Raw genomic sequence first — 15,440 nt, 5'->3', positions numbered from 1 at the left:
GCGTCGGTCGACCCGCCTCCCCGCCACGCGTGCGAGATGTCGCCGGAACCTAGGATCACCGTCATGAGCAGAGTGCTGTCCGCCGTCGCGTGGCCCTACGCCAACGGCCCCCGCCACATCGGCCACGTGGCCGGGTTCGGCGTCCCCTCCGACGTCTTCAGCCGCTACATGCGGATGGCGGGCCACGACGTGCTGATGGTCTCGGGCACCGACGAGCACGGCACCCCGATCCTGATCGCGGCCGACGAGGAGGGGGTCACCCCCCAGGAGCTCGCCGACCGCAACCACCGCGTCATCGCCGAGGACCTCGCGGCCCTCGGCATCTCCTACGACCTCTACACCCGTACGACGACGCGCAACCACACCGCGGTCGTCCAGGAGCTGTTCACCGGGGTCCACGCCAACGGCTACTTCCTCGAGCAGACGACGTACGGCGCCATCAGCCCCTCCACCGGGCGCACCCTGCCCGACCGCTACATCGAGGGCACCTGCCCCATCTGCGGCTACGACAAGGCCCGCGGCGACCAGTGCGACAACTGCGGCAACCAGCTCGACCCCGCCGACCTGAAGGCCCCGCGCTCGCGCATCAACGGCGAGACGCCGGAGTTCGTGGAGACCCAACACTTCTTCCTCGACCTCCCCGCCCTGGCCGGTGCCCTGGGGGAGTGGCTGGACGAGCGCGAGGCCAGCGGCACCTGGCGGCCCAACGTCATCAAGTTCAGCCAGAACATCCTCGAGGACATCCGGCCCCGCGCGATGACCCGCGACATCGACTGGGGGATCCCGGTCCCGCTGGACGGCTGGCGCGAGAACCCCAGCAAGCGCCTCTACGTGTGGTTCGACGCGGTCGTGGGCTACCTCTCGGCGAGCATCGAGTGGGCCCGCAGGACCGGCGACCCCGAGGCCTGGCGGCAGTGGTGGAACGACCCCGACGCGCTGTCGTACTACTTCATGGGCAAGGACAACATCACCTTCCACAGCCAGATCTGGCCGGCCGAGCTGCTGGCCTACTCCGGCAAGGGGGACAAGGGCGGCGAGCCCGGCCGCCTCGGCGAGCTGGACCTGCCCACCGAGGTGGTCTCGAGCGAGTTCCTCACCATGGAGGGCCGCAAGTTCTCCTCCTCGCAGCGCGTCGTGATCTACGTCCGCGACCTGCTCAGCCGCTACCAGCCCGACGCGTTCCGCTACTTCGTGGCCGCCGCCGGCCCGGAGAACCAGGACAGCGACTTCACGTGGGCCGAGTTCGTGCGCCGCACCAACGACGAGCTGGTCGCCGGGTGGGGCAACCTGGTCAACCGCACCGCCTCGATGGTGGCCAAGAGCTTCGGCGAGGTCCCGGCGGCCGGACCCCTCACCGAGGCCGACGAGGCGCTGCTGGCCCGGGTCGAGCAGAGCTTCACCGTGGTCGGCGACCTGATCGCCCGGCACCGGCAGAAGGCCGCGATCGGCGAGGCGATGAAGGTCGTGGGCGAGGTCAACCGCTACGTCACCGACACCGCCCCGTGGACGCTGAAGGGCGAGGACCAGCGCGAGCGGCTGGGCACCGTGCTGCACGTCCTGACCCAGTGCGTGGCCGACCTCAACACGGTGCTCTCGCCGTTCCTGCCGTTCTCGGCCAACGCGGTCGACCTCGTGCTGGGCGGGGAGGGCCGGGTGCAGCCCATGCCCGAGCTGGTCGAGTCCGAGGACCTCGACGGCGGTCCGGGCTACCCGGTGCTCACCGGCGACTACACCACCGCCGCGCGCTGGGAGCGCCGTCCGGTGGTGCCGGGCACCCCGGTCGCGAAGCCGACCCCGGTCTTCACCAAGCTCGACCCCGAGGTCGTCGACGAGGAGCTCGCGCGGCTGGCCGACGGAGGAGCGTCCTGATGCTGTTCCCGCAGGCCCGGCACGCGGTCGAGGCCGCCGCCGGCGACACCCCCGTGCAGGACCCCGGCTTCGACGTCGCCGCGGCGCGCGCGGACGCGCAGCGCGCGGCGCTGGCCGAGCCCCGGGAGCCGGTGGCCGACGTGCGCGACGTCGACGCCGACGGGGTGCCCTGCCGCCTCTACGTGCCCGCGGCTGCCGCGCCGGGCGTGGTGGTGCACCTCCACGGCGGCGGGTTCGTGCTCAACGACGTCGAGGTCCACGACAACGCCGCCCGGCGGCTGGCGGACCGGTGCGGCCTGGCCGTGCTGAGCGTCGACTACCGCCGGCCGCCCGAGCACCGGTTCCCGGCCGCGCCCGACGACGTCTCGACGGTCGTCGGCTGGCTCGACGCGCACGCCGACGCGGAGGGGCTCGCCGGCCCGGCGTACGCCCACGGAGACAGCGCGGGCGCCAACCTCGCCCTCGTCGCCGCGCTGCGCCACCCCGGCCGGTTCGCCGCGCTCGCGCTGACCTACCCGTTCCTCGACCCGCACGGCGAGGGCGGGTCGTACGGGCTGGAGGGCGTGGGCTTCGAGCGCGGGGGAGCGGAGTGGTACTGGCAGCAGTACGCCGCGACGCCCGCCGACCTCGACGACCCCGACCTCGCCCCGCTGCGATCCAGCGACGCGCGGCTGGCCACGCTGCCGCCGACGCTGGTCACCACCGCCGAGGGCGACCCGCTGCGCGACGAGGGCGAGCTGCTCGCGCGGCGCCTGGCCGAGCTGGGCGTGGAGGTCACGGCGACGCGCTACCTCGGGCAGGTCCACGGCTTCTGGCGCCACCCGTCGGTCTTCGACGCCGCGGAGCCGCTGACGCGCCAGGTCGCGGGCTTCCTGCGGATGCACCCCTGAGCCGGGCCCCGGCCTCCTAGGGTGTGCGCCATGAGCGCCCAGATGCACCTGCCCCGGTTCTACGTCCGCCAGAAGGTGACCATGATGGTCAACCGCTACGCGATCACCGAGGCCAACCCCGACGGGTCCGACGGACGGCTGATGGCGATCGCCCAGCAGAAGCGGATGGCCTTCAAGGAGCAGGTGACCTTCTTCCGCGACGAGGGCCGCACCCAGCCGGCCTTCTCGTTCGCCGCACGGCAGCGGATGGACCTCAACGCGGGCTACGACGTGCGCGACGCGGAGGGCGGCCACCTCGGCTCGTTCCGCAAGGACTTCGGGCAGAGCCTGCTGCGCTCGACCTTCCACCTCAGCGCCCCCGGTCTCGAGGCGACCGGCCGCGAGCGCAACCAGGTGGTGGCCATCCTGCGGCGCTTCGTCGACCTGCCGTTCTCGTTCCACTTCGACTTCGTCGACAACCAGACCGGCCAGGTGGTGATGAGCTCGGAGCGGCAGATGTCGCTGCGCGACCGCTACACCGTCACCGTGCCCGACCCCCGGATCGACTTCCGGCTCGCGGCCTCGATGGCCGTGGGGCTGGACGCCCTGCTCGCCCGCTGAAGCGCGCCCCCGGGCCGCGGACTAGCCTGGCGCCATGCGCGTGCACCTCGGTTCCGACCACGCCGGCCTGGAGCTCAAGGACCACCTCGTCGGGTGGTTGCGGGAGCAGGGGCACGAGCCGGTCGACCACGGCCCCTTCGTCCACGACGCCCAGGACGACTACCCCGTGTTCTGCCTGCGGGCGGCGCAGGGCGTGGTCGCGGACCCCGGCAGCCTCGGCGTCGTCGTCGGCGGCTCCGGCAACGGCGAGCAGATCGCGGCCAACAAGGTCGACGGTGTCCGCTGCGCGCTGGCGTGGAGCGAGGAGACCGCCGCGCTCGGGCGCCAGCACAACGACGCCAACGTGGTCTCGGTCGGGGGGAGGATGCACAGCCTGGAGGACATGACCCGCTTCGTGGAGGTCTTCCTCGGCACCGACTTCTCGGGCGAGGAGCGTCACTCCCGGCGGATCGGCATGCTCTCGGCGTACGAGACCACCGGCGAGCTGCCGCCGCTGCCGGAGTCGGCGGTCGGGCTCGGCCCGGATGCCTGAGGGCCACACCCTCTTCCGGTTGGCCACCTCGCTGCGCGACGCGTTCGCGGGCGACGTCGTGGCCTCGGGGAGCCCGCAGGGGCGGTTCCAGGACTCGGCCGAGCAGCTCGACGGGCTGACTCTGCTGGGCGCGAGCTCGCGCGGCAAGCACCTGTTCGTCGACTTCGAGCAGGACCGCGCCGTGCACGTGCACCTCGGCCTCTACGGCAAGTTCGTGGTGCGCGCCGTCCCCGAGCCCGGTCCGGCGCCCGACCCGGTCGGGCAGGTGCGGTGGCGGCTGGTCTCCGGATCGGCGTACGCCGACCTGCGCGGTGCCACGGCCTGCGAGCTGGTCACCCCGGAGGCGCGCCAGGGCATCCTGGACCGGCTGGGTCCCGACCCGCTCGACCCGGGCGCCGACCCCGAGCGTGCCTGGGCCCGGATCAGCCGCAGCCGGGCGCCGATCGGCGGGCTGCTGATGGACCAGGCGGTGGTGGCGGGCGTCGGCAACGTCTACCGCGCCGAGGTGCTCTTCCGGCACCGGCTCCACCCGTTGCGGCCCGGCAGGACGCTGCGCCGCGGCCAGTTCGCCGCCCTGTGGGAGGACCTCGTGGTGCTGCTGCACGACGGGGTGCGTGCGGGCCAGATCCGCACCCTGCGCCCCGAGCACGCCGCCGTCGCGCGGGAGGCATCCAAGGTCGAGCGCCGGCGGGTCAAGAACTACGTCTACCGCCGGCAGGGCCAGCCCTGCCTGGTGTGCGGGGCGACCGTGCGCACCGAGGAGCTGCAGCACCGCAACTCCTTCTGGTGTCCGCGTTGCCAGCCCGTGTTCCGCTCGCGCGCCGTAGGGTAGGCCGATCGTGAGCCTGCTGGAGTCCCTGTCCCTCCCCGACGCACGCCGTCGGTTGCGGGCGTCGTTCTCGGCGTCCGACACCCCGGCGCTCGTGGTGCTCGTCGTCCTCACCGTGGGCATCGTGGTGGCCGGTCTCGTGGCCTACGAGTGGGTGCCCACCACCACGCTGGTGCTGCCCCTGATCATCGGCAGCCTGTGGCTCGGCCCGCGCACGCTGCCGTGGTTCACGGTGCTGGTCTGCCTCGGCGTGTGCGTGATGCTGCTGGCCCCGGAGGTCAACCTCAACGCCAGGTCGGCCGTGCGCACCGGCACCATCTTCGCGGTCGCGACGATCATCCTGTTCACCTCCTTCCGCCGCAGCCGGCTCGGCGTGTCCGGTCCGCGCGGGGAGTCGATGTTCGTCGACCTGCGCGACCGGATCTCGCGCCAGGGCGTGCTGCCGGAGCTGCCCGACCGGTGGTCGGTGGAGGCCGTGGTGCGCTCGGCCGGCGGCACCCAGTTCGCCGGCGACTTCGTGGTCGCCCGGCGCTCGGTCGACGACCGGCTCGACGTCGTCCTGGTCGACGTGTCCGGCAAGGGGGTCGAGGCGGGCTCGCGCTCGTTGTTCCTCTCGGGGGCCTTCAACGGCATCGTCTCGGCGCTGCCCGGCGAGGAGTTCCTGCCCGCGGCCAACACCTACCTGATGGGGCAGGACTGGGACGAGGGCTTCGCCACCGCCGTCCACCTGCACCTCGACCTCGCCACCGGTGACTTCGAGCTGCGCAAGGCCGGTCACCCGCCGGCGGTCTGGCTGCACGCGGGGTCCGGCCGGTGGACGGTGGTGGCCTCCGACGGTCCCGTGCTGGGGCTCATCGCGGACGCCGACTTCGAGTGCGTGCGTGGCCGCCTGGCGGCCGGCGACGGGTTGATGCTGTTCACCGACGGGCTGGTGGAGACCGCCACGCGCGACATCTCGCTGGGCATCGACAAGCTCGCGGGGCTGGGGGAGGGGATGCTGCAGCGCGGCTTCGACGGCGCCGCGGAGCGGACCGTCTCCGCGATCACCCACACCAACGACGACCGCGCCCTGATCGTGGTGCACCGACGCTGGTAGCCCGCCCGGGGCTGGTTCGGACCAGGGCACGCGGCTGTGGCACGATGGTCCGTGCCCGAGAAGCACAGGCGCGCTGACGCGCGCCCGGGCGCGCGGATGTAGCTCAATGGTAGAGCCTCAGTCTTCCAAACTGATGACGCGGGTTCGATTCCCGTCATCCGCTCTGCAAGGGCCTTCCCACGCCCGTGGGAGAGCCCTTCGCGGGGCGTAGCGTAGTGGCTAGCGCGCCTGCTTTGGGAGCAGGAGACCGCAGGTTCGAGTCCTGTCGCCCCGACCCCACGACGCACCACCGACCACAACGAGGAGACAGACCTGTGAAGAGCGCCGTCGAGACGCTGAGCCCGACCCGGGCCAAGATCACCGTCGAGGTGCCCTTCGAGGAGCTCAAGCCGAGCCTCGACGCGGCCTACCAGTCCATCGCCAAGCAGGTGAACATCCCCGGCTTCCGCAAGGGCAAGGTCCCGCCGCCGGTGATCGACCGCCAGGTCGGCCGCGGCGCCGTCCTGGACCAGGCGATCAACGACGCGCTGCCCCAGCTCTACGTGCAGGCGCTGCAGGAGAACGACCTGCAGCCGCTGGCCCAGCCCGAGATCGACGTCACGCGGCTCGAGGACAACACGCTCTTCGAGTTCACCGCCGAGGTCGACGTGCGGCCGAGCATCGAGCTGCCGTCGTACGAGGGGCTCAGCGTGCAGGTCGACGACCTGGCCGTGAGCGACGAGGACGTCCAGGAGCAGGTGGAGGCGCTGCGCGAGCGGTTCGCCACCCTCAAGGACGTCGAGCGCGCTGCCGCCGACGGCGACCTGGTCACCATCGACCTCGAGGCCACCACCCCCGACGGCGAGGCCATCGAGGGCGGTCAGGTCTCCGACTACTCCTACAAGGTGGGCTCGGGCGACATGCTCGAGGGCATCGACGACGCGCTGCGCGGCCTCTCCGCCGGCGAGGAGTCGACCTTCACCTCCCAGCTCGTCGGCGGCGACCTCGCCGGCCAGGACGTCTCGGTGACCGTCAAGGTCTCGGCCGTCAAGGAGCAGGAGCTCCCCGAGCTCGACGACGACTTCGCCCAGACCGCCTCGGAGTTCGACACCGTCGAGGAGCTGCGCGCCGACGTCACCACCCGGCTCGAGCGTGGCAAGCGCCTCGAGCAGGCCGCGGCCGCCCGTGACGCGGTCCTCGAGCAGCTGCTCGACGGCGCCGAGGTGCCGCTGCCGGAGAGCCTCGTCACCGAGGAGCTCGCTGCCCGTCGGCAGGAGATCGAGCAGCAGCTGGCCTACGCCGGCATGACGATGGAGGCCTACCTCGACTCCGAGGAGCAGACCATCGACGAGTTCGAGGCCGAGCTCGAGAAGCGCGTGCGCGACGCCGTGGCGTCGCAGTTCCTGCTCGACGAGATCGCCAAGAGCCAGGAGATCGGCGTCGAGCAGGAGGAGCTGCAGGCCCACCTGATGCGCCGTGCGCAGCAGTCGGGCCAGAACCCCGAGGAGTTCATCAAGCACATGCTCGAGCACAACCACGTGCCCGAGATGGTCTCCGAGGTCGTGCGCGGCAAGGCGCTGGCGAGCATCGTGGAGTCCGCGACCGTCACCGACGAGTCCGGGAACCCGGTCGACCTGAAGAACCTCCGTCCCGACGGCAGCCTGGGTGAGCCCGCGGCCGAGGAGGCGGAGGACGCCGTCGAGGCGCCCGCCGACGAGGCCGCGACCGACACCGCCACGGAGTCCTCGGAGGAGCCCGCCGCGGACGCGGAGGGCGACACCAAGGAGTCCTGAGCAGATCACCACGCGACGAGCGGGGCCGGGTCGTTGACCCGGCCCCGCTTTTCGGTGAACACTTGTTCACTGTGAAGCAGGCAGAGGCGAACAACCTGGACGCGGCCGCGTTGGCGGCCCACTATGCGGAGGACCTCCTCCTCGGCACGGTCCGTGACGTGCACGGCGCGATCGCCGGGCGCATCCACGGGATCAACGACAAGCTCAACGGCGGTGGGCCCACGGTCTCCCACCGGTTGCACGACGGCATCGCCCGATGCGTCTACGGCGGCATCAGCGTCGGTCTCAAGGCCGGGGCCCGAGGCCTGACCCAGGTCGGCCGCACCGGCGTCGGGGGCCGGCTCGAGGACACGCCCCACGGCCGCTTCCTCACCTCGGCGGTCAACGGGCTGATCGGGGACCGGCTGGCCGAGGAGGCCCACCCCTTCGCCTTCGACATGGGCGTGCGGGTCGGCCACCAGGACGTCGTCCTCGACCCCGCCGGGGTGGCCGCGGCGTTCCCGGACGCGGGGGAGAAGGTGGTCGTGTTCGTGCACGGCCTGTGCGAGAACGAGGCGTTCTGGAACCGCGAGGCGCGACCGCGGCGCGAGGACCCCGCCACCGAGGGCCCGGTCGGTCCCGAGGTCCGGTCCGCGGTCACCACCAGCTACGGCGAGCGGCTGCGGACCGAGGACGGGTGGACCCCCGTCTTCGTCCGGGTCAACACAGGGCTCCCGGTGGCCGAGAACGGCGTCGCGATGGCGGCGCTGCTCGACCGGCTGGTGGCGTGCTGGCCGAGCGACGTGCGCCGCCTCGCGCTGGTGGGGCACTCGATGGGTGGGCTGATCCTGCGGGCCGCGTGCGCCGTGACCACCGACCGCGACACCCCCTGGACCGACCTCGTCACCGACGTGGTGTGCCTCGGCACGCCGCACCTCGGCGCACCGCTGGAGCGGGTCGTCAACCGCGGCGTCGCGGCGCTCGGCCGGTTGCCGGAGTCCGCGCCCTTCGGCCGGATCCTGGAGTACCGCTCCGTGGGCATCCTCGACCTGCGCCACGGCCTGGCCCGGGACGTGCAGAACCTGCCGCGGGCCCGCTACCGGCTGGTGGCCGCGACCCTGTCGAGGTCGTCGGGCTCGGTCTCGGCGGCCTCGCTCGGCGACATGCTCGTGCCCTACGCCTCGGCGCTGGGCCGGCCTCGGCGTGGGCAGGAGATGTTCCCCGGGGCCGAGACGCTGCACATCCGGGGCGGTCACTTCGACCTGCTCAACCACGACGACGTGTACGCCGCCCTCAAGGGCTGGCTGCGCGACCGCACCGACCCCCCGACCCGCGAGGAAGCACCCGTCTGATCCGCTGTGGGCGAACACGGGGGGTGGGCCCGTGGAATTGTCGGAGCAGCCGTCTAGGGTCGGTCCCGTGACTGAGAACTCCACGACCGACCGGCCCGACCGCGTCGCACCGCAGATGAACGGCGGGTCGTCCTACGGTCTCGACGACCACATCTACCAGCGTCTGCTCCGCGAGCGGATCGTCTTCCTCGGCTCGGAGGTGCGCGACCAGAACGCCAACGCGATCTGCGCGCAGCTGCTCCTGCTGAGCGCGGAGGACCCCGAGGCCGACATCTTCCTCCACATCAACAGCCCCGGCGGCTCGGTGGACTCCGGCATGGCGATCTACGACACCATGAACTACATCCCCAACGACGTCGCGACCGTGGCCATGGGCCTCGCGGCCTCGATGGGCCAGTTCCTGCTCTGCGCCGGCACGGCGGGCAAGCGCTACTCGCTGCCCCACGCGCGGATCATGATGCACCAGCCCTCCGGCGGCATGGGCGGCTCCGCGTCCGACATCCGGATCCAGGCCGAGCAGTCGCTGCACATCAAGAAGGTGATGCAGGAGCTGATCGCCGAGCACACCGGCCAGACCCTGGAGCAGATCGAGCGCGACTCCGACCGCGACCGCTGGTTCACCGCCAGCCAGGCCAAGGACTACGGCTTCATCGACCACGTCATCAGCAGCGCCCGCGAGGCGGCCGACGAGGGCCGCCCGGCCCGCGGCAAGTGACCCTCCCGACCGTCCCGACGCGACCAGAATCGAGCTCGACATGAACTACTACATCCCGCAGTGGGAGGAGCGGACGTCCTACGGCGTCCGTCGCATCGACCCCTACGCCAAGCTCTTCGAGGACCGCATCATCTTCCTCGGCACCCCGATCAGCGACGACATCGCCAACGCGGTGATGGCGCAGCTGCTGTGCCTGGAGTCGATGGACCCCTCGCGCGACATCCAGATCTACATCAACAGCCCCGGTGGATCGTTCACGGCGATGACCGCCATCTACGACACGATGCAGTTCATCCAGCCCGACGTGCAGACGGTGTGCCTGGGTCAGGCCGCCTCCGCCGCGGCCGTGCTGCTGGCCGCCGGCGCGCCGGGCAAGCGCCTGGCGCTTCCCAACAGCCGGATCCTGATCCACCAGCCCTACACCGAGGGCACCTACGGCCAGAGCTCGGACATCGAGATCCAGGCCAACGAGATCCTGCGGATGCGCGAGCTGCTCGAGCGGCTCATCGCCGAGCACTCGGGCAAGACGCCCGCCGAGGTCAACCTCGACATCGAGCGCGACAAGATCCTCACCGCCCAGGGCGCTCTGGACTACGGCCTGATCGACTCGCTGCTGGAGTCCCGCAAGGCCGTGGCGATCGGGGCCGGGCGCTAGCCCGTTCCTGCGCCGTCCGGGTCGTCGTGTCCCCACGTGGGAGGGACGACATCGGAGTACGGTTTCGAGACACCGCCGCGAGGCGGTGCCGGATGCACTGGGTCGCCGGGGCCCAGTCCGACGAAGAGGGTGTGCATGGCACGGATCGGTGACGGGGGAGACCTCCTGAAGTGCTCCTTCTGCGGCAAGAGCCAGAAGCAGGTCAAGAAGCTCATCGCAGGCCCCGGGGTCTACATCTGCGACGAGTGCATCGACCTGTGCAACGAGATCATCGAGGAGGAGCTCAACGAGACCTCCGAGGTCGGTCTGGACGAGCTGCCCAAGCCGCGGGAGATCTTCGAGTTCCTCAACTCCTACGTCATCGGCCAGGAGCAGGCCAAGAAGTCGCTCGCGGTCGCGGTCTACAACCACTACAAGCGGGTGCAGGCCGGGGTGGCGTCGGGCTCGTCGAAGAGCCGTGAGGACGCGGTCGAGGTGGCCAAGTCCAACATCCTCGTCATCGGCCCCACCGGCTGCGGCAAGACCTACCTCGCCCAGACGCTGGCGCGGATGCTCAACGTCCCCTTCGCCATCGCCGACGCCACGGCGCTGACCGAGGCCGGCTACGTCGGCGAGGACGTCGAGAACATCTTGCTCAAGCTGATCCAGGCGGCCGACTACGACGTCAAGAAGGCCGAGACGGGCATCATCTACATCGACGAGATCGACAAGGTGGCCCGCAAGGCGGAGAACCCCTCGATCACGCGCGACGTCTCGGGCGAGGGCGTGCAGCAGGCGCTGCTGAAGATCCTCGAGGGCACCACCGCCTCGGTGCCGCCGCAGGGTGGGCGCAAGCACCCCCACCAGGAGTTCATCCAGATCGACACCACCAACATCCTGTTCGTGGTCGGCGGTGCGTTCGCGGGCCTCGAGCACATCGTCGAGCAGCGCGTGGGCAAGAAGTCGTTGGGGTTCACCGCCGAGATGCGGGCGACCAACGACACCGACCCCGACGAGATGTTCGACCAGGTGCGTCCCGAGGACCTCGTCAAGTTCGGGCTGATCCCCGAGTTCATCGGCCGGCTCCCGCTCATCGCCAGCGTCAACAAGCTCGACCAGGCCGCGCTCGTGCAGATCCTGACCGAGCCCCGCAACGCGTTGATCAAGCAGTACCAGAAGCTGTTCGACCTCGACGGTGTCGAGCTCGAGTTCACCGACGACGCCGTCGAGGCCATCGCCGACAAGGCGATGGAGCGCGGCACGGGTGCCCGCGGACTGCGCGCCATCATCGAGGAGGTCCTCCTCAACGTGATGTACGACGTGCCCTCGCGCACCGACATCGGCAAGGTCGTGGTGACCGGCGACGTGGTCTCCGACCACGTGAACCCGACGTTGGTGCCCCGCGAGGAGCCCAAGAAGAAGAAGTCGGCCTAGCCCCGAGCCTCTCCGGGGTAGACCACCTGCCCGCTTTGCTAGACCACCCACCGCAAGTCCGATTTTGCCCGTATTCTTGCCATTACGGGGGCGGCCCACAGGGTCGTGAAGGCGGGGGAGGCAGCATGCAGGCACAGCACCGGCGGCCGCTGCTGGCGTTCCTGGGCGTGAGCTGCCTGGCCGCCCTGATCCTGGGCCAGGCGCTGAGCCGGCCGACCGACGTGCGCGACGAGCAGGCGGCGATGGCGCAGGCCCGCGACGTCCGGGGCACCACGCTGCTCCTGGGCGAGCAGCTCGCGGCCCAGCCGACGCCGCGGCCCGCAGCGCCCGCGACCCCGCTGCCCGAGGCGCTCGGGGTTCCGTTCGTCGTCGGACCGACCGCCGCCGCCACCGCCACGGCCGGCACCCCCGCCGACAGCCCCACGAGCGCCCCGACCGCGGCCAGCAGCACGTCCGCGGTGACCACCGTCCTCGCGCGCACCGTCGGGGCCAGGGCCTCGACCCGCAGCACGGCAGCCCGTCCCGTCACCGCCGCGGCCCGTCCGACCGCGGGCAACGGGGCCACCAAGCCCCGCCCGTCGCCACGGCCCACCACGCGCCCGGTGACGGTGCGGCCGTTCGCCCCGACCCGGCCCGCCGGGCCGTCCGAGCCGACCACACCGCAGCCGCAGGCCGGCGTGGTCGCCACCCCCGAGCCGCCCAGCAGCTCCGGCACGGGGAGCTCCGGCAAGGGCAACGCCGGCAAGGGCAGCTCCGGTGGACGCCCGTCCTTCGCGGCGCCCACGGCGACCCCGGCTCCGGTCGTCCGGCCGCAGCGCCCGGTGCGTCCCGTGCGTCAGGAGCGGCCCGACCGGGTGCGTGCCGAGCGGCCCGAACGCGTCGAGCGGCCTCGGGTCGAGCGCCCCACGCGGGTCGAGCGTGAGCGACCCGATCGTGCCCGGCGGGACGACCGCGCCGCCCGCGACGAGCGCGGCCACGGGAAGTCGCACGGTTCGCACGGCGGGCGCGGCCGGGGCCGCTGAGCCCAGGCAGCACCCCGGGCACCGTCGGCCACCTCGGTGACCTCCACGCGTGCCCGGGCCCGGCGGCGCGGCCTCAGCGCTTGGGCGGCGGGTCGCCCAGGGTGGCCTCGACGGAGACCTCGCCGTCCGCCTCGACCATCTCGACGTCGCCGGTGATCGACCCGACGGCGCGCAGGTCGCGCTCGGCGGCCCGGACGGCGTCGAGCGCCGCGGCGGGACCCGAGACCCGGGCGTGCAGCACCGGGGTGCGCATGCCGACCTTGGCGGTGGACTTGGCGCCGCGGACGCCGGCCAGCACCGCTGCCACCGCCGTCAGCTCGGCGGCGTCCCCGCCGCTGGTGTCACCCAGCTCGTCGGTGCCGGGCCAGGCCGAGAGGTGCACCGAGCCCTGCTGCCACCACGACCAGACCTCCTCGGTGGCGTAGGGCAGGAACGGGGCGAACAGCCGCAGCTGCACGTGCAGAGCGGTCGCCAGCGCAGCCCGGGCCGAGGAGGTGTCCGGGTCGTCGGCGTCGCCCTGCTCGCCGTACGCCCGCTCCTTGACCAGCTCGACGTAGTCGTCGCAGAAGTCCCAGAAGAACCGCTCGGAGACCTCGAGCGCGGTGGTGTAGTCGTAGGCCTCGAAGGCGCGCGTCGCCTCGGTCACGGTGGCGTCGAGCCGGGCCAGCAGCGCGCGGTCGACCGGGACGGTGACCAGGGCCGGGTCCACCGTGGTGGCGCCCACGCTGCCGAGCACGAACTTGGCGACGTTGAGCACCTTCATGGCCAGCCGACGGCCGACCTTCATCTGGGTCTCGTCGAACGGCGAGTCGAGCCCGGGGCGGGCCATCGCGGCGCGCCAGCGCACCGCGTCGGCGCCGTACCGCTCGAGCACGTCGGAGGGCACCACGACGTTGCCCTTGGACTTCGACATCTTCTTGCGGTCGGGATCGACGATGAAGCCCGAGATGAGCGCGTGGCTCCACGGGGCGGCGTGGTTCTCGAAGTGCGCGCGGACGACGCGGGAGAACAGCCAGGTGCGGATGATGTCGTGCGCCTGGGTGGCGAGGTCCATGGGGAAGACGCGCTCGAACAGGTCGGGGTCGCTCTCCCAGCCACCGGCGATCTGCGGCGTCAGCGACGAGGTCGCCCAGGTGTCCATCACGTCGGGGTCGCCGATGAAGCCGCCCGGACGGCCGCGCTGGTCCTCGCCGAACCCGGAGGGGGCGTCGGTGGAGGGGTCGACGGGCAGCTGCTCCTCGCGGGGCATCAGCGGGTGCTCGTAGTCGGGCTCGCCGTCGGCGTCGAGGGGGTACCAGACCGGGAACGGGATGCCGAAGAAGCGCTGCCGCGAGATCAGCCAGTCGCCGTTCAGGCCGCCGACCCAGTTGTCGTAGCGGTGCTTCATGTGGGTCGGCACCCACGTGATCTCGGCGCCCCGGTCGAGCATCTCGCCGCGCAGGTCGGCGTCGCGGCCGCCGTTGGTGAGGTACCACTGCCGCGTCGCGACGATCTCGAGCGGCTTGTCGCCCTTCTCGTAGAAGTTGGCCATCCGCTGGGTCGGCCTCGGCTCGCCGTCGAGGTCGCCGGACTCGCGCAGCGCGGCCACCATGGCCTCGCGGGCGCTGAAGGTGGTCTTCCCCGCCAGCTCGGAGTACGCCGCTGCTGCCGCCGGCGCGGCCAGCCAGGACGGGGTCTCGCGGGTCAGCCGACCGTCGCGCCCGACCACGGTGCGCACCGGCAGCTGCAGCTCGCGCCACCAGGTGACGTCGGTCAGGTCGCCGAAGGTGCAGCACATCGCGATGCCGGCGCCCTTGTCGGGCTCGGCCGCCGGGTGGGCGAGCACCGGCACCTCGACGCCGAAGACAGGTGAGGTCACGGTGGTGCCGAACAGCGAGGCGTAGCGCTCGTCGTCGGGGTGGGCGATCAGCGCCACGACGCTCGGGATCAGCTCGGGACGGGTGGTCTCGATGTGGACCGGACCGTCCGCGCCGTGGAAGGCGACCCGGTGGTAGGCGCCGGCGTACTCCCGGGCCTCGAGCTCGGCCTGGGCGACCGCGGTCTGGAAGGTGACGTCCCACAGCGTGGGGGCCTCCTGCAGGTAGGCCTCGCCGCGGGCGAAGTTGCGCAGGAACGCGCGCTGGCTCACGGTCTGGGCCCGGGGCCCGATGGTCGTGTAGTGCTGGGACCAGTCGACCGAGAGGCCGAGCGTGCGCCACAGCTGCTCGAAGACCTGCTCGTCCTCCTCGACGAGCCGCTCGCACAGCGCGACGAAGTTGGGCCGGCTGACCGGGACCTGGCGCTTGGGGTCGGGCTTCTCCGGCGGGGTGAAGTCGGCGTCGTAGGGCAGCGAGGGGTCGCAGCGCACGCCGAAGTAGTTCTGCACCCGTCGCTCGGTCGGCAGGCCGTTGTCGTCCCACCCCATCGGGTAGAACACCGACTTGCCGCGCATCCGCTGGAACCGGGCGACGAGGTCGGTGTGGGTGTAGCTGAAGACGTGCCCGACGTGCAGCGACCCCGACACCGTCGGGGGAGGGGTGTCGATGGAGTAGACGTTGCTGCGCGGCTGGGTGCGGTCGAAGGCGTAGGTGTCCTGCTCCTTCCAGCGCTGCGACCAGGTCGCCTCGAGGCCCTCCAGCGCCGCCCGGTCCGGTACGACGACCGCGGGCGCTGCGGTCGTCGTGGACGCGTCGGACGGGGAGGGGGAGGTCATGCCCGAATCCTACGAAACCTCCAC

Annotated in this window: 13 protein-coding genes and 2 tRNA genes; 14 read left to right on the top strand and 1 reads right to left on the bottom strand. The window is 71.9% G+C overall.

Annotated features, from left to right (window positions below):
* The first annotated feature begins 36 nt into the window (after positions 1-36).
* From metG to EDD33_RS12545, 14 genes are all read left to right on the top strand, one after another.
* The gene (gene metG, locus EDD33_RS12610; protein WP_425463850.1) at positions 37-1,869 is read left to right on the top strand and encodes a methionine--tRNA ligase; all 1,833 of its coding nucleotides are present in this window, start codon (positions 37-39) and stop codon (positions 1,867-1,869) included.
* The gene (locus EDD33_RS12605; protein WP_123391269.1) at positions 1,869-2,759 is read left to right on the top strand and encodes an alpha/beta hydrolase; all 891 of its coding nucleotides are present in this window, start codon (positions 1,869-1,871) and stop codon (positions 2,757-2,759) included. The genes metG and EDD33_RS12605 overlap by 1 nt, the downstream gene beginning before the upstream one ends.
* Positions 2,760-2,789: 30 nt before the next feature.
* Positions 2,790-3,359 (top strand): LURP-one-related family protein, encoded by a 570-nt coding sequence (locus tag EDD33_RS12600; protein WP_123391268.1) that lies wholly within the window; start codon positions 2,790-2,792, stop codon positions 3,357-3,359.
* Positions 3,360-3,393: 34 nt separating this feature from the next.
* Complete coding sequence (locus tag EDD33_RS12595; protein WP_123391267.1) at positions 3,394-3,891, top strand: ribose-5-phosphate isomerase; 498 nt, start codon at positions 3,394-3,396, stop codon at positions 3,889-3,891.
* The gene (locus tag EDD33_RS12590) at positions 3,884-4,723 is read left to right on the top strand and encodes an Fpg/Nei family DNA glycosylase (RefSeq protein ID WP_123391266.1); all 840 of its coding nucleotides are present in this window, start codon (positions 3,884-3,886) and stop codon (positions 4,721-4,723) included. The genes EDD33_RS12595 and EDD33_RS12590 overlap by 8 nt, the downstream gene beginning before the upstream one ends.
* A gap of 7 nt (positions 4,724-4,730) precedes the next feature.
* Positions 4,731-5,816 carry a PP2C family protein-serine/threonine phosphatase gene (locus EDD33_RS12585; protein WP_123391265.1) on the top strand — a complete coding sequence of 362 codons (1,086 nt, stop codon included), beginning with the start codon at positions 4,731-4,733 and terminating at the stop codon, positions 5,814-5,816.
* A 92-nt stretch (positions 5,817-5,908) separates the two neighbouring features.
* Positions 5,909-5,979, top strand: a tRNA-Gly gene (locus EDD33_RS12580).
* Between the two features lie 38 nt (positions 5,980-6,017).
* Positions 6,018-6,090: transfer RNA gene (locus EDD33_RS12575), tRNA-Pro, on the top strand.
* 40 nt (positions 6,091-6,130) lie between these two features.
* Positions 6,131-7,588 carry a trigger factor gene (tig, locus tag EDD33_RS12570; RefSeq protein WP_170169804.1) on the top strand — a complete coding sequence of 486 codons (1,458 nt, stop codon included), beginning with the start codon at positions 6,131-6,133 and terminating at the stop codon, positions 7,586-7,588.
* A 71-nt stretch (positions 7,589-7,659) separates the two neighbouring features.
* Positions 7,660-8,919, top strand: coding sequence for a lipase family alpha/beta hydrolase (locus EDD33_RS12565; RefSeq protein ID WP_123391263.1), 1,260 nt, complete (start codon positions 7,660-7,662; stop codon positions 8,917-8,919).
* Positions 8,920-9,034: 115 nt separating this feature from the next.
* On the top strand, positions 9,035-9,634 hold the full coding sequence (locus EDD33_RS12560; protein WP_123393391.1) for an ATP-dependent Clp protease proteolytic subunit: 600 nt from the start codon (positions 9,035-9,037) through the stop codon (positions 9,632-9,634).
* A gap of 40 nt (positions 9,635-9,674) precedes the next feature.
* Positions 9,675-10,289, top strand: coding sequence for an ATP-dependent Clp protease proteolytic subunit (locus tag EDD33_RS12555; RefSeq protein ID WP_123391262.1), 615 nt, complete (start codon positions 9,675-9,677; stop codon positions 10,287-10,289).
* A gap of 135 nt (positions 10,290-10,424) precedes the next feature.
* On the top strand, positions 10,425-11,702 hold the full coding sequence (clpX, locus tag EDD33_RS12550; protein WP_123391261.1) for an ATP-dependent Clp protease ATP-binding subunit ClpX: 1,278 nt from the start codon (positions 10,425-10,427) through the stop codon (positions 11,700-11,702).
* A gap of 125 nt (positions 11,703-11,827) precedes the next feature.
* A complete protein-coding gene (locus EDD33_RS12545) occupies positions 11,828-12,724 on the top strand; it encodes a hypothetical protein (protein ID WP_123391260.1) in 897 nt (298 codons plus the stop codon).
* Between the two features lie 73 nt (positions 12,725-12,797).
* Here the strand turns inward: EDD33_RS12545 and valS are convergent, their stop codons facing one another.
* Positions 12,798-15,416 (bottom strand): valine--tRNA ligase, encoded by a 2,619-nt coding sequence (gene valS / locus EDD33_RS12540; protein WP_123391259.1) that lies wholly within the window; start codon positions 15,414-15,416, stop codon positions 12,798-12,800.
* Positions 15,417-15,440: the final 24 nt, after the last annotated feature.

The organism is Nocardioides aurantiacus (assembly GCF_003752505.1).
In the GTDB taxonomy this organism is placed as follows: Bacteria; Actinomycetota; Actinomycetes; order Propionibacteriales; family Nocardioidaceae; genus Marmoricola; species Marmoricola aurantiacus.
The sequence above is the reverse complement of the archived record's forward strand: the minus strand, read 5'-3'. Positions and strand labels throughout refer to the sequence as shown.

What these genes read in the sequence shown, in the direction of transcription:
- valS (WP_123391259.1), bottom strand. Translation starts at nt 15,416, where the DNA reads ATGACCTCCCCCTCCCCGTCCGACGCGTCCACGACGACCGCAGCGCCC.
- EDD33_RS12600 (WP_123391268.1), top strand. Translation starts at nt 2,790, where the DNA reads ATGAGCGCCCAGATGCACCTGCCCCGGTTCTACGTCCGCCAGAAGGTG.
- EDD33_RS12555 (WP_123391262.1), top strand. Translation starts at nt 9,675, where the DNA reads ATGAACTACTACATCCCGCAGTGGGAGGAGCGGACGTCCTACGGCGTC.
- EDD33_RS12605 (WP_123391269.1), top strand. Translation starts at nt 1,869, where the DNA reads ATGCTGTTCCCGCAGGCCCGGCACGCGGTCGAGGCCGCCGCCGGCGAC.
- EDD33_RS12590 (WP_123391266.1), top strand. Translation starts at nt 3,884, where the DNA reads ATGCCTGAGGGCCACACCCTCTTCCGGTTGGCCACCTCGCTGCGCGAC.
- EDD33_RS12545 (WP_123391260.1), top strand. Translation starts at nt 11,828, where the DNA reads ATGCAGGCACAGCACCGGCGGCCGCTGCTGGCGTTCCTGGGCGTGAGC.
- metG (WP_425463850.1), top strand. Translation starts at nt 37, where the DNA reads ATGTCGCCGGAACCTAGGATCACCGTCATGAGCAGAGTGCTGTCCGCC.
- EDD33_RS12595 (WP_123391267.1), top strand. Translation starts at nt 3,394, where the DNA reads ATGCGCGTGCACCTCGGTTCCGACCACGCCGGCCTGGAGCTCAAGGAC.
- clpX (WP_123391261.1), top strand. Translation starts at nt 10,425, where the DNA reads ATGGCACGGATCGGTGACGGGGGAGACCTCCTGAAGTGCTCCTTCTGC.
- EDD33_RS12560 (WP_123393391.1), top strand. Translation starts at nt 9,035, where the DNA reads ATGAACGGCGGGTCGTCCTACGGTCTCGACGACCACATCTACCAGCGT.